This is a genomic window from Promicromonospora sp. CA-289599 (genome assembly GCF_050936155.1).
GTDB lineage: Bacteria > Actinomycetota > Actinomycetes > Actinomycetales > Cellulomonadaceae > Promicromonospora.
This window is the reverse complement of sequence record NZ_JBNJNI010000001.1, coordinates 2,902,368-2,921,635: the sequence shown is the minus strand read 5'-3', so window position 1 is coordinate 2,921,635 and position 19,268 is coordinate 2,902,368. Positions and strand designations below refer to the sequence as shown.

Genomic DNA, 19,268 nt, shown 5'->3' with positions numbered 1-19,268 from the left:
TTTTGTAGTCGAAGCCGGTCAGACCGTCAGGTACTGGTCCGCCCAGGCGCTGATGATGCGGGCCGCGCGCTTGGCCTGACCCGGCGCGGTGAGCAGGTGGTCCGCGCCCTCCAGCGACACGAACGAGCGCGGGTGCCGCGCCTCCCGGAAGATCTCCCCCGCGTTCGAGATGTCGACGGTGCTGTCGGTCGGCGAGTGCATGACCAGCAGCGGTGAGTCCATCTCGCGGATCTTCGAGCGCAGCTCGGCCCGCCGGACGTCCTCCACGAAGTGCCGCTTGAGCGTCAGCGCACGCCCGCCCACCATCCACTGGGCGTGCCCCTCGTCGAAGACGCGGCCCAGGACGGCGTCGTAGTTGTGCTCGGCGTGCCGCGGCTGGACCGGTGCGCCGATCGTCGCGACCGCCTGCACGCCCGGGACCTCCCCGGCGGCCGCGACCACGGCCGCGCCGCCGAACGAGTGCCCCACCAGGAGGTGGACCGGCCGCCCCCGGTCGGCCATGAACCGGCACGCCTGCACGGTGTCGGCGACCTTGTGCGTGAACGAGCCGTCACCCCAGTCGCCCTCGGAGTCACCGAGGCCCAGGTTGTCGAACCGGAGCATCCCGATGCCCTCGACCGCGAGCTGCTTGCAGATCCGGGCGGCGGCCGGCGAGTCCTTGCCCAGCGTGAACCCGTGGGAGAACACTCCCCAGCCGCGCACCTCGCCCTCGGGCAGATCGACGATGCCCGCGAGGCGCGGTCCCGTGGTGCTCTCGAACGTGACGCGCTCAGCCACGACAACTCCCCTGTCGACAGGCGGCGATATTAACGTCACCTGAGTTTCGTGGAGATGACGCCGATACGCAGCGAGACGGTCTCGACAGGCTCGACCCGCGCACGTGTCAGACGCGTGCACACGTGTCAGACCCCCAGGTCACCCGAGTGACCTGGGGGTCTGACAACTGCGGGAGCGTCTGACAGCTCAGCTCAGCAGGCGCCCAGGTCCTGCCACACACCCCACTCGGACGGCGCGGGCGCCTGGTTCTGCGTCCACCACTTGGCGCGCCACTCGTGGCCGTTGTGCGAGACGGTGTCCCCGCCCACGTAGACGGCCGACGCGCTCCAGGCCGCCGCCGTGCACTCCTCGACCGGGTCGGTCGGGTCGGTCGGGTCGGTCGGGTCGGTCGGGTCGGTCGGGTCGGTCGGGTCGGTCGGGTCGGTCGGGTCGGTCGGGTCGGTCGGGTCGGTCGGGTTGATGGCCGGGTACGCGTTGGCGACCAGCATCTCGAACTGCGCCTGGAACCAGTGGCCCGACAGCGGCGCGTCCGGGAGAGCGCCCGTGAACTGCCCGCCCAGTGCGCTGGACTGGTACGTCGGGTCGCACATGCGGTCGAGGCGCTTGCCCTCGTCGTTCGGGATCTCGGTCGAGGAGCCGTCCGACTCCCCCGGGGGCTTCACCCAGACGTAGGCATCGAGGTGGGACTCGGGGTGACCCGACGGCGTGACGGTCGGCCGCTCACCGATCCCCGCACCCGACGGGTTGCACCAGGCACCCCGGTGGTTCCGGCGGTCCACCTTGGACTGGTTCACATAGGTGTTGAGGTCGCTGGACGTGCTGACCGCCGTCGGACGGGCCGAGCCGCCCCAGCCGTTACGGCTGGTGTCGATGAGCATGCCGATGCTCGACGGCGCGCCCTGGGCGACCATCAGGTCGTAGAGGTGCGCCGTCCAGTCGAGCTCGTCGAAGTCCGGGTTCCACTCGAACCAGCCGGCGGACCTGACCGGCTGGCCGCCGACCTGGAGGTCGGGGTTGGCCAGGAACGGCTCCTCCAGCGGCGTGGTGTTCGCCGTGTTGGTCACGAAGCCGGACACGGCGTCCCACCCGTAGGTGCCGCTCCGGATGACGTCGGCGAACTCCCTCGCTGAGCCGCTGGAGTTGTCGGGCCAGCCGAGCCAGCCCGAGTGCCCGGCGTCGAGGTAGGAGTAGACGTTGCCGACCTCGTACAGCTTGGTGAGCGCGTACTGCACACCCTCGCGGTAGTACGGCGCAGCGGCTGCGCAGGCGGGGTTGGACAGGTTGGTCACGAGGTTGGGGAGCGAGTCCGGCTCGATCGTGGCGACGATCCGCAGGTTCTCGTACTCCGGCTGGTTCAGCAGCGCGACGATCGGGTCGATGTACTCGGTCTTGTACCGCTGCATGCCCTCCGCGGTGGCCGGCAGCTCACCGTTCGACGCGAGGGCGTGGCAGTCGCGGCCCGGCAGGTCGTAGATGACCACATTGAACACCAGGGGCGAGCCACCGGACTGGGCGTCCGCCTGGTCGAGGTGCCACTCCAGGCCGTGCTGGCGTTCGGTGCCCGCGATCGCCGCAATCCGGTCCATCCAGACCGACGTCGGCTCGTCGGCGACGGCCCGCATGTCGGCGGCGAGGCCCGCGTCGCCGACCTGATCGGCGGCCGTCTCGACCAGGTCCGTCCAGTCGGGGTTGACGTACTGCCCGGCTCCGACGAACGGGTTGTCCTCGAGCGCGACGGCCGGCGCACTCCCGGCGACCAGTGCTGGAGCTGCGAGGAGCGCACCCACTGCTGCTGCCACCACAGTGCGGGACCTGCGTGGGCGGGATCTGAGCGGGGACGTGCCGCGCGTGCGGCGCTGTGCTGTAGACACGGTGACCTCCGTTGGCCGTACCGAGCGCGTCCCGCACCGGCACAGACGGCCGGATGGCGACACACGCACCACGGCGGCTCGTTCCGCCGTGGCATGTCGCAACTTTGCCTACCGTTTGACTCCAGCAGAATCGCCTTAAACGATTAATCGCCGGCCGGGGGCGCCGTCGAGCCGCGGACGACGAGCCTGCCCACCGACACGGTGCCCGACGGCGGCGCCTCGCCCTCCGTCGGGTCCACCCCCACCGCGCGCCGGGACACGGCGGTGCCGAGCGCCGCGCGCAGCGCCCAGCCGGTCGCCCGGCCGAGCTCCTCGACGGGGTACGGCACCGCGGTGAGCGACGGCGTCGTCAGGTAGCAGGCCGGCGAGTCGGTCCCGGCCACCACCGACAGGTCCCACGGCACACCGAGGCCCAGCCGCCGGGCGACGTCCAGCACCAGCCCGGCGGTGGCGTCGTCGTCGGTCACTATCGCCGTGGGGCGGTCGCTCGCCGAGAGCAGCGGGCGCAGCGCGGCCGCCGCCCGTTCCGGGCCGTCGCCCGCGACCGTGCGCAGCTCTATGCCGTACGGCACGAGGGACGCCTCCAGGGCAGCGGCTCGGCGGACCGGGGCAAGGAGGTGCTCCGACCCGGCGACCATCGCGATCCGGCGGTGCCCCAGCTCGGCGAGGAAGACACCCACCTGCGCGAAGGCGTCCCCGTCGTCCAGCACCACGTGCTGCCAGGTGGCGGGCGCGCCGTCGGAGACCGCACCCACCACCACGGTCGGCGCGGGGAGGGTGCGCAGGGCGGCGAGCCGGGCATCGTCCCTCCGGACACCGGTGACGACGAAGGCCGCGTAGCGACGCTCGGTCCACCAGCGGTCCATGAGCTGGGCGGCGTCCGCCGGCGACTCCGCGACGTGCACGGCGAGCGTGAGCGTGTCCGGGCCGAGGGTCTGGAGCGCGCCCGCCACGAGGTCGAGCGGGAACGCGGCACGGGTGCCGAAAGGCTGGTCGTGCACCACGACGAGGGCCGCCGCCGCAGGGCCGCTGCGGAGCGACCGGGCAGCCGTGGCGGGACGCCAGCCGAGCTCGTCCGCAACCCGGAGCACCCGTTCACGGGTCGTCGGCGAGACCCCGCTGCGCCCGTTCAGGGTGTACGAGACGACAGCCGTGGACACGCCGGCAGCCCTGGCGACGTCAACAATCGTCGGCCGGCGCCGATGAGTCGAAAATTCTGACAGTTCCGGATCATTCGGTCGCGACGTTGGGACCATAACCACGTAGCATGCACCCTCGGGTGAATTTTGCACAGCGTCAACGAAGACGGGTGTATTTGCATGTTTATCGGAAAGCGCAGGTATGTGATCGGGGTGCTGTCCCCCGTGGTCGGCGGCTACTACTTCGGACGGGTGCTCGCCGGGATCGCGCGCACCGTCCGACCGGACGGGCACCGCGTGGTCGCGGTGCAGACGTACCCGGCGGACCTGGAACGCGAGCAGTTCCCGGACCGGCCACCGGGTACGGCGTCCGTGAGCCTCGGCCAGGTCGACGGCGTCATCGTGATCACCTCGGCCGTGAACGAGGCGACACTGCTCCGGATCGAGGAGGACGGCACGCCCGTCGTGCTGATCAGCGGGCGCACCACGAGCATCGACGCCCCCGTGGTGACCCCGGACAACGAGGGGGGCACACGCGCCGCCGTCGAACACCTCATCGCACACGGACACCGGGAGATCGGGTTCCTCGGCAGCCTGCGGCAGGCCGACATAGTCCAGCGCCACGAGGCCTACCTCGCCACGCTGCTCGCGCACGGCATCACGCCCCGGCCCGAGTGGCTCTACCGCACCGCCGACAACCAGGAGGCGAGCGCCGCCACCGTCGCCCAGGCCGTCGTGGGCGGCCCAGGGCTGCCGACGACGGCGACCTTCGCCGCGACGGACCGCAACGCGATCGGGTTCTCCCGCGCGCTGCAGGCCCAGGGCCTGTCGCTCCCGGGTGACCAGGCGATCGTCGGGTTCGACCACTCCGAGGCGGGCGCCCGCGTACGGCCCCGGCTCGCGTCGGTGGACCCGCACCACGACCAGGTCGGGGAGCTCGCCGTCTCGCTGCTGCTCGCCCGGATCCGGGGCGAACGCGTAGCCGGGCAGCACCTGTCCCGCTCGACGCTCGTGACACGCGAGTCGTGCGGCTGCCTCGACGCGCGTACCGGCGCACTCGTCGAAGGGCTGCCCGCCCAGGAGGGTTCGACGGCGTGGCGGCGGCTCGGCGAGGTGGCCCGCGCGACCTTCGACGGGGCGGAAGCCCGCCTCGGACCCGGCGCCGACCTCGACTCGTGGCTGCGCGGCGTGCAGCGCGTGTTCCGCAGCGCGGCCGTCCTGGGCCAGCCGCCCACGCAGGCCACGCTCACCAGCCTCGCCGAGAGCACACGAGCGCTACGGCCCCACCCCGAGGCGATCGAACAGCTCATCCCCGCACTGCGGTCGGTCGAGGAGGAGTTTCGCCAGCAGGTCAGACAGGGACAGGTGCCGACGGTCGCCGGCGAGCGGCCAGGCGCCGTCGGCGGGAGCAGCGACCCCGTGGCCAAGGCACCCCGCGCCCCCAGCCGCGCCGCCCGCGCCCGCGCGGTCACGCAGACCGGCACCGACGTCCTCGTCGCCTTCAGCGCCGGGTGCACGCAGACCCTGCTGGCCCGGTCCGGCCGGCTCGAACGCACGATCACCGAGCAGTACGAGCTCGACCTCGACCTGCTGCACGCCGACGGCCGGGCGATCCGCGCCCTCACCTGGCTCCCACGGGGGCATCCGGGCCCCGCCACGCTCGCCCTGTGGACCAACCCCGAGGGTGCGCCGGCCCCCGGCGCGTCGCCGTCGTCCGGGCCCGTGAACGGGGCACGGACGCTCGAGATCGTCGGCACCACAGCGGCCTCCCGCAAGGCGACCGCCCTGGTGGGCAGCCACGTGCCGGTGAGCAAGTTCCCGCCCCACGCCCTCGCCGGCGAGGGCGTGGTGTTCGTCGTACCCGTGACCTTCGACCAGAGCGACTGGGGAATGCTCGCGATCGGCGGCGGCGTGGACATCCATGCCACCAGCTCCCGCGACAAGTACGACCACTGGGCGGCGATGGTCGCCGTCGCGCTCGACCGGGAGGACCGCCTCACCTCGCTGCAGCGGCAGCAGGCGGCGCTCGCGGAGGCCGCGTCCAGGGAACGGGCGCTCGTGCTCGACCTGCGCACCGAGGTCGAGCGCAACGCCCTGGTCCAGGACGTTGCGCTGGAGGGCACCTGGGACTGGGACATCGCCACCGGCGAGGTCTTCTACTCCCGCACCTGGCGCGCCCTGGTCGGCCTGCCCGACGACGCCACGTGCACGGGTATCGAGGAGTGGACCGGACGGGTGCACCCCCAGGACGTGCGGACCGTCCAGACAGCGATCGCCCGGCAGCTCGCGGGGGCCGCCGAGCCGCTCGACCTGGAGCACCGGCTGCTCGCCGCCGACGGCCGCGAGATGTGGGTGCGCTGCCGCGCCACCACCGTCACCGACGACGCGGGCATCCGTGCCCGCATGATCGGCGTGCTGATGGACGTCACGGGCATGCCGGTGCGGGAACGCCGGGGGGTGACGAGCTGACTCGCGTCCAACCGGGCTACGGGACGGTGATCTCGCCGCGCTCCGCCTTCAGCGCGATGTCCGTGCGGTGGTGCGAGCCCTTGAGGTCGATCTTCGCGACACCCTCGTAGGCCCGGCGCCGGGCGTCGGCCAGGTCGGCGCCCAGGGCCACGACGGACAGCACGCGGCCGCCGGCGCTGACCAGCTCGCCGGTCTCGGAGAGGCCGGTACCGGCGTGCAGCACGTGCACGCCGGGGAGCGACTCGGCGTCCTCGATGCCCGTGATCGGGTCACCCGACCGGGCGAGCTCCGGATAGCCCTCGGACGCGACGACGACCGTCACCGAGGCCTCCCGGCGCCAGCGGAGCGGCTCCAGCTCGGCGAGCTTGCCGAGGGCCGCCGCGAGCATGACCTCCGAGAGCGGCGTCAGGAGCCGGGCCAGCACGGACTGGGTCTCCGGGTCGCCGAAGCGCGCGTTGAACTCGACCACACGCGTGCCCCGGCTGGTGAGCGCGAGCCCCACGTACAGGACGCCGGAGAACGGCGTGCCGCGCCGGGCCATCTCGTCGACGGTCGGCTGGGCGACGCGCGCCATCACCTCGTCGACGAGGCCCGACGGTGCCCAGCCCAGCGGGCTGTAGGCCCCCATGCCGCCGGTGTTGGGACCTTCGTCCTCGTTCCCGACGCGCTTGAAGTCCTGCGCGGGGACCAGGGGGACCACCTTCGCGCCGTCGGACACGCAGAACAGCGAGACCTCGGGTCCGTCGAGGTACTCCTCGACCACCACCGTGCCCCCGTCCGCGAGGCAGGCCTCGCCGTGGGCCAACGCTGCCGCGCGGTCGTCGGTGACCACTACGCCCTTGCCGGCCGCCAGGCCGTCGTCCTTGACCACGTGCGGGGCGCCGAACGCGTCCAGCGCGGCGGCGAGCTCCGTGACGTCGGTGCACACGTGCGCCATGGCGGTCGGCACGCCCGCGGCAGCCATGACCTCCTTGGCGAACGACTTGGAGCCCTCGAGCCGTGCGGCCTCGCCGGACGGCCCGAACACCGGGATGCCGGCCGCCCGGACGGAGCCCGCGACACCCGCGACGAGCGGCGCCTCGGGGCCGACGACGACCAGCTCGGCGCCTACCCGCTCGGCGAGCGCCGCCACTGCCGTCCCGTCCAGCGGGTCGACCTTGTGGAGCGTGGCCAGCCCGGCGATACCCGGGTTGCCGGGCGCCGCGTGCAGCTCGTGGGCGGCGGACCCGGACGCGGTCTCCCGGTGCAGGGAGTGGATGATGGCGTGCTCGCGGGCACCGGTCCCGATGACGAGGATCTTCACGTGGCGGAGGGCTCTCTTGATGGGTTCTCTGAGTGGGTACGGGACGCGCTCAGCGGCTGTGGATGAGGTCGTGCACGGGGATGATCTCGTCACGCTTGGGGCCGACGCCGATCGCGGAGATCCGGGTGCCCGACATCTCCTCGAGCGCCTTCACGTAGGCCTGGGCGTTCGGCGGCAGGTCCTCGAAGGAGCGGGCCTTGGAGATGTCCTCCCACCAGCCGTCGAACTCCTCGTAGATCGGCTTCGCGTGGTGGAAGGCCGTCTGGTCGGTGGGCATATCGGAGTAGCGGACGCCGTCGACGTCGTACGCCACGCAGACGGGCACCTTCTCCATGCCGGTGAGCACGTCGAGCTTGGTGAGCACGATGTCGGTGAGCCCGTTGATCCGGGTCGCGTAGCGGGCGATCACGGCGTCGTACCAGCCGGTGCGGCGCGCGCGGCCCGTGGTGACGCCGTACTCGCCGCCGGTCTTGCGCAGGAACTCGCCCTTGTCGTCGAACAGCTCCGTGGGGAACGGGCCCTCGCCGACGCGGGTCGTGTAGGCCTTGATGACGCCGATCACGGAGTCGATCCGCGTGGGCCCGACGCCCGAGCCGGTCACCGCGCCGCCCGCCGTCGCGCTCGACGACGTGACGAACGGGTAGGTGCCGTGGTCGATGTCGAGCATCGTCGCCTGGCCGGCCTCGAACAGGACGGTCTTGCCCGCCTGGATGGCCTTGTCCAGCTCGACGGCGGTGTCCGTGACCATGGGCCGCAGGCGCTCGGCGTACTGGAGCAGCTCGTCGAGCGTCTCGTCCACGGTGATGGCGCGGCGGTTGTAGACCTTCACGAGCAGGTGGTTCTTCTGGTCGAGCGAGCCCTCGATCTTGGCGCGCAGGATCTTCTCGTCGAACAGGTCCCACATGCGGATGCCCACGCGGTTGATCTTGTCGGCGTACGCCGGACCGATCCCCCGGCCCGTGGTACCGATGCGGCGCTTGCCGAGGAACCGCTCCGTCACCTTGTCGATCGTGCGGTGGTACGGCGCGATGATGTGCGCGCTGCCCGAGACGAGCAGGCGGGAGACGTCCACACCGCGCGCGATCAGCGCGTCGAGCTCCTCGAACAGGACCTCGATGTCGACCACCACGCCGTTGGCGATGACCGGCACCACGCCCGGCGACAGGATCCCGGACGGCAGCAGGTGCAGGGCGTACTTCTCGTCATCGATGACGACGGTGTGCCCCGCGTTGTTCCCTCCGTTGAACTTGACCACGTAATCGACGCGGGAGCCCAGGAGGTCCGTCGCCTTTCCCTTGCCCTCATCGCCCCACTGGGCCCCGACGAGCACGACGCCTGGCATGGATCTCCACCTTCTCGGATTGCTCGGGTTGCCCGCGTCGTGCGCACGATGGCGCCCGCGGGCCGCGCCCGAGTCTACTTCGTGGTGGACGTGAGGGCGCGTACCTCGTCCACAGACGTGCCGGAGTCGACCAGGAACTTGGCGCAGCGCTCCGCCTCGTCCTCCTCGCCGATGAGGTGGGCCGCCTCGGAGAGCGCGAGAAGCGCGCGGAGAAAGCCCTGGTTCGGCGCGTGGCTCGCCGGGATCGGGCCCTGCCCGCGCCAGCCGGCACGGCGCAGCACGTCGAGGCCGCGGTGGTAGCCCGTCCGGGCGTAGGCGTAGGCCTCGACGTTGCCGGAGGCGCTGCCCGTCGCGAGCGCACCCTCCGCGAGGACCGCCCAGACGAGGGACGACGCCGGGGCCTCCGCCGCCACGTCGACCGGGTCGTCACCGCTGGTCAGGCGCTCACGGGCGGCCGGGAAGTCGTCGGGAAGCAGGGTGGGGGCCGGCCCCTGCAGGAGATTGTCGTGGGTGCTCATGCTCAGATCCTCACACTTCCGGACCCTTCTGGGGCGCAGATGGACAAACCAGGCCGCACCGGATTGCCCGCAACGGCGGCCAGGACGGTGAATTTTGCCTTTCATCCGGTGCGATCGGGCAACAGTCGTTACGCTCGACACATGATCGAGATCGCGACGTCTCCCACGACGACGACGCTCGTGATCGCCGGCGACCTCGACCTCGCCGAACGAGACCAGTTCCCGGAGATCGCAGCGCGCGTCGTCGGCCTGCGCCGGCAGCTGCTCGTGATCGACATGTGCCGGGTCACGTTCATGGACTCGACAGGCGCCGCGTTCCTCATCTCGCTGGCCGACGCCGGCCGTAAGCGGGGCGGCGCGACCGTGATCCGCGGGGCCGACGAGCGCGATCTGTTCGTGCTCGAGGTGTGCGGTGCGATGGAGCTCTTCCGCATCGACGACGAGCACTCGTGCGAGCCCTCGGCTCCCGACTCGGGTTTTGCGGTGATGACCTCGCGGGACGACGACGGCTCCCCGTTATCGCGCCGCGACGTGTCCAGCGCGTAAAACGTTATCCAAGCCCAAGGTGCCGCGTGGCGGCGACCTGTCAGACGCCCGCGCACGTGTCAGACCTACAAGTCACTCGGGTGACCTGTGTGTCTGACACGTGCGCCAGAGTCTGACAGGTCCGCGTTGCGGACCTACCTACTTCGGCGGGGTCGGTTGGCGGCGGAGCTTCGCCCAGACCAGCTTGCCGCTGCCCGACGGACGCCAGCCCCACTCGGCGAGGCGGTCCACGATCTGCATGCCGAACCCGCCCAGGCGGTTCGGGTGCCCGTCGGTCGCCACGGGCGGAGCCGGGTTGTTGTCCTCCACCTCGATCCGCAGGCCGTCGCCCGTGTCGTAGAGACGCAGCGCGATGTGCCCCCAGCCGTGCAGCACGCCGTTCGCCACCAGCTCCGACACGACGAGCTCGGCCTGCGCCGACTCCTCGATGCCCCATGCCTGGCAGGTGCGCAGCACCGCGTGCCGGGCCCGGCCGATCGAGGACGGCTCGCTCGGCAGCATCCAGCGCCGCCACCGCGGTGACAGGGCGGTCTCGCCCGCGTCGCCGGTCGGGTCGGGGATCCGCACCACGACGATCGCGACGTCGTCCTCCGGCGCGTCGGCCAGGCGCGAGAGCAGTTCCTCGCCCACGCCGGCGGCGTCGCGCGCCGTGATGGCCGACGCCGTCTCCAGCAGCGCCTCGAGGCCGAGCCGCAGGGACCGGTCGCGCCGCTCGATGAGGCCGTCCGTGTAGAACAGCAGGGTGTCGCCGGGCTGGAGACGCGCCTCGCCCGTCGTCCGCTCGCGCGACCCGAAGCCGACGAGCGCGCCGCCGCCCTCGTCCAGCTTGATCACCTGCCCGGCACGCAGCAGGAGGGGCGGCAGGTGCCCCGCACGCGAGTAGCCGATGGTCCAGACGTCCGGCTCCTCCTCGCGCTTCAGCGAGGCGTACACCATGCTCGCCGAGCGCGGTATGCCCATGCCCGCGACGAGCTGGTCCACACGTTCGAGCACGCGGCTCGGTGTCGACAGCTCGAACGCGTACGAGCGCACCACGGAACGCAGCTGGCCCATGGTGGCGGCGGCCTCGACGTCGTGCCCCACGACGTCGCCGATCACCAGGCCCACGAGCTCCGGCGAGATCTGCAGCACGTCGTACCAGTCGCCGCCCACCTGCGCGTGCTCCGCGTTGGGCGCGTAGTAGGTCCACACGTCGAGCCCGGCGACGTCCGCCTGCTCGGGGAGCATCGCGCGCTGCAGGGTCTCGGCGAGGCGGTGCTCCCGCGCGTACATGCGCGCGTTGTCGATGGCACTGCCCGCACGGCGGGCCACGACCTCCACCACGGTGCGCAGCGTGTCCGGCTCGTCGGCCTCGACGTAGTCGCCGGGCTCCTCCTCGTCCGGGACGATGACGACCAGCCCGAGCACGTCCCGCCGTCCGGCGACGGGGTGCACCACCACCGAGTCGGGTGCCTTGCCGAGCTCGTCGGCGAGGCGCAGCGTGAGGTCGCGCTGCAGCCACCCCGACGCCGAGTGCGGCGCGTGCGGGATGTCGAGGTGCAGCAGGACGGGGCCGTCGATCAGGCCGTCGAGCACGTCCTGCACCGAGTCGACGACCTCCAGGATGGGCATGGGACCGGTGGTCACGGAGTCGCCGAGGGCGTCGACGGACGGGCGGCGGCGCAGGGACTTGTCCGCGATGTTGTCGCCCTCGATGTACCGCGCGTGCCGGCGTCCGCGGCCGCTGGGTGGCGCCGCGACGTCGATACCCGCTGCGTGCTTGAGGCCGTCGTCGTTCACGTAGAAGCCCGCCCAGCGCACCATCGACTGGAGCAGCTCCGCGATGTCGCGCAGCGCGTACGGGTACTCGAGGTCGGTGAGGATCTCGGTCGTCTGTGCGATGAGGTCGAGGTCCTCGCGCTGCTGCCGCTCGACCTCGAGGCTCGCGAGCTGGGCCGCGTGCTGCTCCATGTGGTCGGAGACATCCACGCTGAACCCGATCCAGTGGGTGATGCGGTCGCTGTGGCCCGCGCGGGCGGGGGTGAGCGTCAGCTGGGCCCAGCCGTTCGTGCCGCCGCGCAGGTGGGACCGAACCGTCGCGTGCACCTCCTGGCCCGCGTTCACCAGCTCGGTCATGCGCTCGAGGTCCTGCGGCTCGACGAGCATCTCGCCCAGGCGCCGCACCGTGTAGCCCGCGAAGTCGTTGAACCGCACGCCCGCGTAGTACTCGAAGGCGCGGTTCGCCCACAGCATCGGCATGCCGTCCTCGGTGGGCCCGGTGAGGAACACGGGAATGCCCACGTTCACCGCGGCACGCAGGATCACGTCACCGACCGACGGCGGCAGGGTGCGCGGGATGCCGGTGCTCGGGGCGTGCCTGCGCGGCTCCGCGCCGGACGTCCGGTAGGCGCCGAACGGCGGGTTCGACGGGATGCTCGGGGGCACGCTCGCGGCGGCAGGAGTCGCGGGCAGGCCGGCGTCGAAGCCGTTTCCGGCAGGCGTCTCGTTCGACACGCCGTCGGCTCTACCGTTCTTTGTCCCGTCCTGAGTCGGACCGAGGCCGAATACGGAAAGGCCGGGGTGCCGTGGCGGCGGAGAGGACGGTGTTAGACCGGATGAATCGGTCAAAATGCCCTCCCAACGGTATCTCTTGCTCGAGGTGCTGTTCCAGCAGGACATTCAACCGTAGATTGGGACGGTCCGAGATCTGAACCTCAACCTCTATCATCGGACCGACACAGCGCCACGACCACTGCTCCCGGAAGGAGAACCGTGCAGGACGGAACTTACGACCCCCCGCGCGGTCCGCAGGGCGGGAGCCCCCAGGACCCCGGCCACAAGACCCCAGAGATCGGTGATCCCGCCAGTATCCACGTCATCGTGGGCCGCTCGCGTGCACGGATCGTCCTGTCCGGGGAGATCGACGCCGATATCGGCGGCGATCTGCACGAGGCCACCGCAGCGGCCGAGGAGTCACGTCTCCCGGTCGAGATCGACGCGCACCACGTGACCTTCATGGACTCGTCAGGCGTCGCGTTCCTCGCGCGCCTCGCGAGCCGCAGCCCGCACCGGGTGCGCGTGCTGCGCGCACCGCCGACGGTGCGCTTCCTGCTGGAGGTGACCCGGATCGGCGACCTCCTCGACATCGTGGACGAGGACCCGGGCTTCGAGCTGGACGACGACGGCCCGACGGGCCCACCACCGTCCGGCGACGCGCCGGCCCCGGCAGGTGTGGGCGGCCCTCCGGCGTCCTGATTGCCAGGTGATCGGTAAAAGGTCAGGTGGTCGGCAGCTCGAGCTGCCGACCACCTGACCTTTTACCGATCACGTGAGCGGAATGCTCACATCTTGTGGCCGGCCGAACGGAGCTGCTGGCAGGCCTCGACGATGCGGGCGGCCATACCGGCCTCCGCAGCCTTGCCCCAGGCGCGCGGGTCGTAGGCCTTCTTGTTGCCGACCTCGCCGTCGATCTTCAGGACGCCGTCGTAGTTCTTGAACATGTGCTCGACCACGGGACGCGTGTACGCGTACTGCGTGTCGGTGTCGATGTTCATCTTGATGACGCCGTTGTCGACGGCCGCGGAGATCTCCTCCGCCGTCGAACCCGAACCACCGTGGAACACGAGGTCGAACGGGTTCTCCTTGCCGATCTCCGCGCCGACGGCCTTCTGGATGTCGAGCAGGATCTCCGGGCGGAGCTTGACGGCACCCGGCTTGTACACACCGTGCACGTTGCCGAAGGTGAGGGCCGTCAGGTAGCGGCCCTTCTCGCCCGAGCCGAGCGCCTTGACCGTGGCCAGGCCGTCCTCGACCGTCGTGTACAGCTTGTCGTTGATCTCGGCCATGTGGCCGTCCTCCTCGCCACCGACGACGCCGATCTCGATCTCGAGGATCGTGCGCGCCGCCTGCGACAGCTCGAGCAGCTCGGCCGCGATCACGAGGTTCTCCTCGATGGGCACGGTGGAACCGTCGAACATGTGCGACTGGAACGTCGGCAGGCCGCCGTTCTTGACCTGCTCCGCCTCGATCGCGAGCAGCGGCTTGACCCAGGAGTCGAGCTTGTCGGCCGTGCAGTGGTCCGTGTGGATGGCGATGTTGACGCCGTAGCCCTTGGCGACCTCGGTCGCGTAGGCCGCGAGTGCCAGGGAGCCCGAGACGCGGTCCTTCACCGTCGAGCCCGACGCGTACTCGCCGCCGCCCACGGAGACCTGGATGATGCCGTCGGACTCCGCCTCGGCAAAGCCCTGAAGTGCGGCAGTGATGGTCTGCGACGAGGTGATGTTGACGGCGGGGTAGGCGAACTTGCCGGCCTTCGCCCGGTCGATCATCTCGGCGTAGACCTCAGGGGTTGCGATGGGCATCTGCGAAACTCCAAACGACTGGTGAGATGGGCGGTCGCAAAGAGTGTCCAAGGCCGCCCGGGTATGCACCTTCGATCTTGCCACGATCCACAGGTGGCCGTGTGCGGCCGTTCGACAGTCGAACGACCGAAACACTGTGGTTTTCGTCTGTCCGCCGCCTCGGACGCCTACGAGGCGTGCTGCGTGGCCCACGCGTGCATCGCGATGGCGGCAGCGGCTCCCGCGTTGATCGACCGTGTCGAGCCGAACTGCGTGATGTGCAGGACGACGTCGCAGGCGGCCTGGGCCTCCGCCGTCAGGCCGGTGGACTCCTGGCCGAACAGCAGGACGCACTCCCGCGGGAGTGCGTACCCCTCGATCGGCACGGAGCCCGGCACGTTGTCGATGCCGACGATCGGCAGCCCGCCGGAGGCCGCCGTTCGCATCCACTCGGCCAGCGCCTCGGCGTCCGGGTGGTGCGTCACGTGCAGGTACCGGTCGGTGACCATGGCACCGCGGCGGTTCCACCGGCGTCTGCCCACGATGTGCACGCCCGCCGCGTTGAACGCGTTGGCGGTGCGGACCACCGAACCGATGTTGAGGTCGTGCGCCCAGTTCTCGATGGCCACGTGGAACGGGTGCCTGCGCGTGTCCAGGTCGGCGACGATCGCCTCGACGGACCAGTACCGGTAGTGGTCGGCGACATTCCGGCGGTCCCCCTCGGCGAGCAGCTCCGGGTCGTAGCGCGGGTCGTCGGGCAGCGGTCCGGACCAGGGGCCGACGCCGATCTGGGTCTCGACAGGCTCGACCACCGGCCCGACGGGCTCACCTGGCACGCCGGTCACTCCGCCGCAGCTGGTGCGGCAGGTAGCGGGGCGCGTCGGGACTCCCACCAGATCGCAACGGCCACGACGGCGGCGCCCAGGAGGGCGAGCAGGACCGGGCCGACGACGTCGCCCGGGGGAGCGATCAAGCCGCCGGTCTCGTCCTGCCACGGCCACAGCGCGCGCAGCGAGCCGAGCATGAGGCCGGCGAGCAGCGCCATGGTGCCCTGACGGCGGTGCTCCAGCAGCCAGTGCAGCAGCTTGACGAACGACCCCAGCCCGACCGCGGCGCCGAGCATGAAGGTGCCGACGAACGCGAGGTCGCGGTCGTGCAGGGCCTCCTGGACGGGGACGTACAGGCCCATGGCGAGCAGCACGAAGGACCCTGACACGCCCGGCAGCACGAGCGCGTTGATGGCGACCGCCGCGCCGATGAACACGAGCCACAGCGGCGGATCGGCGAGCTCGGCCGCGGGCAGCCCGGTGAGGAAGAAGGCGGCTACCGCACCTACCACGAGCAGCGCGACGTCCAGCAGCCGGAACCGGTGCGGCATCATCCGCAGCGGCACGCTGATCGAGACAGCGATCATGCCGAAGAACAACGCGCGCATCGGCACCGGGTTCGACTCGAGCAGGGGGGCGATGGTGTTCAGCGAGACGAGCAGCACCACCACCATGCCGGCGAGCACGGGGACGAGGAACGGCCAGTCGATCTGGCGGAGCGCCACAGCGGCCGGCCGCAGGCCACGTCGCTGGGCCACGCCCTGCACGAGCTCACGTCCCGCGTGCACCAGCTGGCTCGCCGCGCCGAGCAGGCCGTCGTACAGGCCGACGACGAGGGCGATGGTGCCGCCGGAGATACCGGGGACGGACTCGGCCGCGCCGACCATTCCGCCGCGCACGGCGTTGCCCGGCGCAGCGGACCACGGCGTCTTCCTGGACGGTGAGGCGTGGCGGCGACCCGGACCGGGGCGCGTGGTGTCGTCGTGCGTCAGGCTGGTCACGTGCGAAGCCTATGGGCACGACCAGGGCCGAGGCACACCGCCCGCCCCGTTCAGACGAGGTCGACGATGTCCGCTATCGAGTTCACCACGTGGCTGGGGCGGAACGGGTACGTCTCGACCTCTTCTGCCGAAGTCGACCCGGTGAGCACCAGGAACGTCTCCAGGCCGGCCTCCATGCCGCCCAGGATGTCCGTGTCCATGCGGTCCCCGATCATCGTCGTCGACTCCGAGTGCGCGCCGATCAGGTTGAGCGCCGACCGGAACAGCACCGGGTTCGGCTTGCCCACGTAGTAGGGCTGGCGGCCGGTCGCGGCGGTGATCATCGCGGCCACCGATCCGGCGGCGGGCAGCAGGCCCTCCTGCGAGGGGCCGGTCACGTCCGGGTTGGTGCAGATGAACCGGGCGCCGCCGACGATCAGCCTGATCGCCTTCGTGATGGCCTCGAACGAGTACGTGCGGGTCTCGCCGAGCACCACGTAGTCCGGGTCCGACTCGGTGAGCGTGTAGCCCGCCTGGTGCAGCGCCGTCGTCAGGCCCGCCTCGCCGATCGCGTACGCGCTGCCGTTCGGGATCTGGTCGGCGACGAACTGGGCGGTGGCGAGGGCCGACGTCCAGATGTTCTCTTCCGGCACGTCGATGCCGCTGTAGGCGAGCCGGGCGCGCAGGTCGCGTGGCGTGAAGATCGAGTTGTTCGTCAGGACGAGGAACGGCAGCTCCTTGTCCCGCAACGCCTTGATGAACTCGGGGCCGCCGGGGAGGGCGGTGCCTTCGTGCACCAGCACGCCGTCCATGTCCGTGAGCCAGGCTTCGGTGGTCCGCTCGATCATGGCCGCCAGCCTAGTGGCTCGCACCGGAAGCCCTTGCGCGCGGGCTCGTGCGGCAACGCCGGGGCGGGTCAGGTCAGCCCGGGGATCCCGTAGCCGTCGATCGTCCCGCCCGACTCGAAGCGCGGTCCGCCCTTCTCCATGGGCAGCACGATCCGCGCGACCTCCGCGACACGCTTGGCCCGCTCGGTCAGGGTCGTCACGTCGGTGCGGCCGGGCCGCCACAGCATGATCGACGGCCCCTCGATCCGGAGCCGGGACCCGTGGAAGTCGGGCAGCATCACGATGTTCGCGAGACGTGCGTCGAGGGCCCGGCGCGCGAAGTACTCGTCGGAGGTACGCACGAGCCACTGGCCGTCGAACGCGGGGTTGTCGATCTGGACGTCCTGCGCACCGAAGAGCTTCTGCCACTTCTCGCTGAGGCCCTCTGGCGACAGGTCCACGACCGGCTCGCCCGGCAGCGCGTCGAGCGCCACGACGTGCGCCATGCGGCGCAGACCCGCTCGCCGCGTGTCGGCGTCGGGCGAGCCCGTGCGCCACGTGTACGTGAAGGAGACGATGTCGTGGCCGTCGACGTGCCCTCGCATCACGTCGCGGGCCTCACGGTCCAGGCCCATGCCGAACGGCCGGCCGCTCCAGCGCTGGGCGAGCGCCGGATCCTTGCCGATGTACTCCCACCCGTTCGCCTCTGCCCATTGGGCGACGTCCTGCGAGCGCCCGCGCTTCATCATCCGCACCGCGGCAATGGTGAACACCACCAGCCCGATGACGAGCAGGACTAAAGCGACAAATGGCCCCATGAACCTAAAGATACAGTAGGGCTAGGCAAAAGTCTTCGCGGGAAGTGATATCGAGAAGGCCGGACTACGGTATTGGCGAGCTCAGGAGAGGCCGAGGTCCTGCAGGCCGTAGAGGTAGTGGTACGGCACACCGAGCGCCTCGATCTTCTCGCCCGCACCGGTGGCCCTGTCGACGATCGTGGCCACGCCCAGCACCTCGGCGCCCGCGGCGCGGGCGGCCTCGATCGCCGCGATCGGCGACCCGCCCGTCGTCGTCGTGTCCTCCACGACGACCACCTTGCGGCCGGCGATGTCCGGGCCCTCGATCTGGCGCTGCATGCCGTGCGCCTTCGCGGCCTTGCGCACCACGAACGCGTCCAGGTCCTGGCCGCGGGAGGCCGCGGCGTGCAGCAGCGCGTCCGCGATCGGGTCGGCGCCGAGGGTGAGCCCGCCCACCGCGTCGATCTCAGCGGTGCCCAGCCCCACCTCCTCGAGGTGGTCCAGGAGCACGTGCCCGACGAGCGGGGCCGCCCGGTGGTGCAGCGTGATCCGGCGCAGGTCGACGTAGTAGTCGGCCTCCTTGCCGGAGGACAGGGTCACCTTGCCGTGCACCACGGCGAGCTCCTTGATGAGCTCTGCCAGCTGCTCGCGCGGGGTCGGGGAGAAGTCAGCGTTCACGGTGCAAGGGTACGTCGCGGCGGGCGCGGTTCCGGCTGCCGTGGCCCCCGGGGGCGCCGGGCCCCGCCGTCGGTCAGCGGTACTTGCCGACCGCGCGGACGGCCCAGCGCGGCGCCGCCCGCAGCGCGGCGGCGGCCACCTTGTACCGCACCGAGGGTGTGGACAGGACGACGCCGCGGCGCACGTCCTCCAGCGCCACCCGGACGACGTCGGAGGCGTCGAGCCAGGCCCACTCCGGGATCGCCGACTTGGAGATGCCTGCCCGCTCGTGGAACTCCGTGTGCGTGAAGCCCGGGGACAGCAGGGTCGCGGTGACGCCGGTGCCCGTGAGCTCGACCGCGAGGGCCTCGGTGAAGGTCCGCACGTACGCCTTGGCCGCGGCGTAGGTGCCGCCGGCGGTGAGGGCCGCCACCGAGCCGACGTTGAGGATCGCGCCCCGGTCCCGTTCGAGCATCTGCCCGACGGCGGCGTGACTCAGCTCCACGACCGCCTTCACCATGACGTCGATCCCCCGGTGCTCGGTGCTGACGCGGCCCGCCGTGAAGCTCGCGCTCGTGGCGAAGCCCGCGTTGTTGACGAGCAGCCCCACGGGCGGCAGGTCGCCGTCCTCGGGCCCGCCACCGACGACGGCGAGCCGCTGCGCGACCCGCGCGACGTCGTCGGGCACCGACAGGTCCGCCGGGAGCACCTCGACCGCCACGCCGTGGGCGGCGCGGAGCTCCTCGGCGACCTGCTTCAGCCGTTCCTCGTCGCGGGCCACGAGCACGAGGCCGTGGCCCGCCGCCGCGAGCTGCCGCGCGAACTCGAGTCCCAGGCCGGCGGACCCGCCGGTGATCAGAGCGGTTCCCATGACCGCACCCTACCGGCCGTGCCGC

Annotated in this window: 17 protein-coding genes; 3 read left to right on the top strand and 14 right to left on the bottom strand. The window is 71.4% G+C overall.

The genetic code is table 11. From position 1 onward, the window contains the following. Positions 1-18: 18 nt before the first annotated feature. The 3 genes from ACQEVI_RS12945 to ACQEVI_RS12935 all read right to left on the bottom strand — a co-directional run bounded on the left by ACQEVI_RS12945 (position 19) and on the right by ACQEVI_RS12935 (position 3,904). Complete coding sequence (locus tag ACQEVI_RS12945) at positions 19-777, bottom strand: alpha/beta hydrolase family protein (RefSeq protein WP_432899217.1); 759 nt, start codon at positions 775-777, stop codon at positions 19-21. A 191-nt stretch (positions 778-968) separates the two neighbouring features. Next, positions 969-2,648, bottom strand: a complete 1,680-nt coding sequence (locus ACQEVI_RS12940; RefSeq protein WP_432899214.1) for a glycoside hydrolase family 6 protein — start codon at positions 2,646-2,648, stop codon at positions 969-971. 143 nt (positions 2,649-2,791) lie between these two features. Next, on the bottom strand, positions 2,792-3,904 hold the full coding sequence (locus ACQEVI_RS12935; protein WP_432905921.1) for a LacI family DNA-binding transcriptional regulator: 1,113 nt from the start codon (positions 3,902-3,904) through the stop codon (positions 2,792-2,794). A gap of 63 nt (positions 3,905-3,967) precedes the next feature. On the opposite strand from ACQEVI_RS12935, the gene ACQEVI_RS12930 reads away from it, so the two are divergent. Continuing rightward, the gene (locus tag ACQEVI_RS12930; protein WP_432899211.1) at positions 3,968-6,256 is read left to right on the top strand and encodes a substrate-binding domain-containing protein; all 2,289 of its coding nucleotides are present in this window, start codon (positions 3,968-3,970) and stop codon (positions 6,254-6,256) included. A gap of 16 nt (positions 6,257-6,272) precedes the next feature. Here the strand turns inward: ACQEVI_RS12930 and purD are convergent, their stop codons facing one another. The 3 genes from purD to ACQEVI_RS12915 form a co-directional block, all read right to left on the bottom strand. Then, positions 6,273-7,559 (bottom strand): phosphoribosylamine--glycine ligase, encoded by a 1,287-nt coding sequence (purD, locus tag ACQEVI_RS12925; RefSeq protein ID WP_432899208.1) that lies wholly within the window; start codon positions 7,557-7,559, stop codon positions 6,273-6,275. A gap of 49 nt (positions 7,560-7,608) precedes the next feature. Then, complete coding sequence (locus ACQEVI_RS12920; protein WP_432899205.1) at positions 7,609-8,901, bottom strand: adenylosuccinate synthase; 1,293 nt, start codon at positions 8,899-8,901, stop codon at positions 7,609-7,611. A 74-nt stretch (positions 8,902-8,975) separates the two neighbouring features. Beyond that, the gene (locus ACQEVI_RS12915; protein ID WP_432899202.1) at positions 8,976-9,419 is read right to left on the bottom strand and encodes a DUF3151 domain-containing protein; all 444 of its coding nucleotides are present in this window, start codon (positions 9,417-9,419) and stop codon (positions 8,976-8,978) included. Positions 9,420-9,560: 141 nt separating this feature from the next. Between ACQEVI_RS12915 and ACQEVI_RS12910 the strand changes: the two genes are divergently transcribed. After that, positions 9,561-9,965 (top strand): STAS domain-containing protein, encoded by a 405-nt coding sequence (locus ACQEVI_RS12910; protein WP_432899199.1) that lies wholly within the window; start codon positions 9,561-9,563, stop codon positions 9,963-9,965. 138 nt (positions 9,966-10,103) lie between these two features. Here the strand turns inward: ACQEVI_RS12910 and ACQEVI_RS12905 are convergent, their stop codons facing one another. Beyond that, on the bottom strand, positions 10,104-12,458 hold the full coding sequence (locus tag ACQEVI_RS12905) for a SpoIIE family protein phosphatase (protein WP_432899196.1): 2,355 nt from the start codon (positions 12,456-12,458) through the stop codon (positions 10,104-10,106). Between the two features lie 258 nt (positions 12,459-12,716). On the opposite strand from ACQEVI_RS12905, the gene ACQEVI_RS12900 reads away from it, so the two are divergent. Then, on the top strand, positions 12,717-13,199 hold the full coding sequence (locus tag ACQEVI_RS12900) for an STAS domain-containing protein (protein ID WP_432899193.1): 483 nt from the start codon (positions 12,717-12,719) through the stop codon (positions 13,197-13,199). Between the two features lie 86 nt (positions 13,200-13,285). On the opposite strand, the gene fbaA is transcribed toward ACQEVI_RS12900, so the two are convergent. From fbaA to ACQEVI_RS12865, 7 genes are all read right to left on the bottom strand, one after another. Next, positions 13,286-14,305 carry a class II fructose-bisphosphate aldolase gene (fbaA, locus tag ACQEVI_RS12895; RefSeq protein WP_189668681.1) on the bottom strand — a complete coding sequence of 340 codons (1,020 nt, stop codon included), beginning with the start codon at positions 14,303-14,305 and terminating at the stop codon, positions 13,286-13,288. Between the two features lie 167 nt (positions 14,306-14,472). Next, positions 14,473-15,120, bottom strand: a complete 648-nt coding sequence (locus ACQEVI_RS12890) for a TrmH family RNA methyltransferase (RefSeq protein WP_432899190.1) — start codon at positions 15,118-15,120, stop codon at positions 14,473-14,475. Positions 15,121-15,125: 5 nt separating this feature from the next. Continuing rightward, positions 15,126-16,112, bottom strand: coding sequence for a DUF368 domain-containing protein (locus ACQEVI_RS12885; protein ID WP_432899187.1), 987 nt, complete (start codon positions 16,110-16,112; stop codon positions 15,126-15,128). A 50-nt stretch (positions 16,113-16,162) separates the two neighbouring features. After that, a complete protein-coding gene (locus ACQEVI_RS12880) occupies positions 16,163-16,939 on the bottom strand; it encodes an HAD-IIA family hydrolase (protein WP_432899184.1) in 777 nt (258 codons plus the stop codon). A 68-nt stretch (positions 16,940-17,007) separates the two neighbouring features. Continuing rightward, entirely contained in the window at positions 17,008-17,736 is a 729-nt protein-coding gene (locus ACQEVI_RS12875) for a hypothetical protein (RefSeq protein ID WP_432899181.1), read from the bottom strand. An 81-nt stretch (positions 17,737-17,817) separates the two neighbouring features. Then, a complete protein-coding gene (gene pyrE, locus ACQEVI_RS12870; protein WP_377136327.1) occupies positions 17,818-18,393 on the bottom strand; it encodes an orotate phosphoribosyltransferase in 576 nt (191 codons plus the stop codon). 73 nt (positions 18,394-18,466) lie between these two features. Next, positions 18,467-19,243 carry an SDR family NAD(P)-dependent oxidoreductase gene (locus tag ACQEVI_RS12865; protein WP_432899178.1) on the bottom strand — a complete coding sequence of 259 codons (777 nt, stop codon included), beginning with the start codon at positions 19,241-19,243 and terminating at the stop codon, positions 18,467-18,469. Positions 19,244-19,268 lie beyond the last annotated feature (25 nt).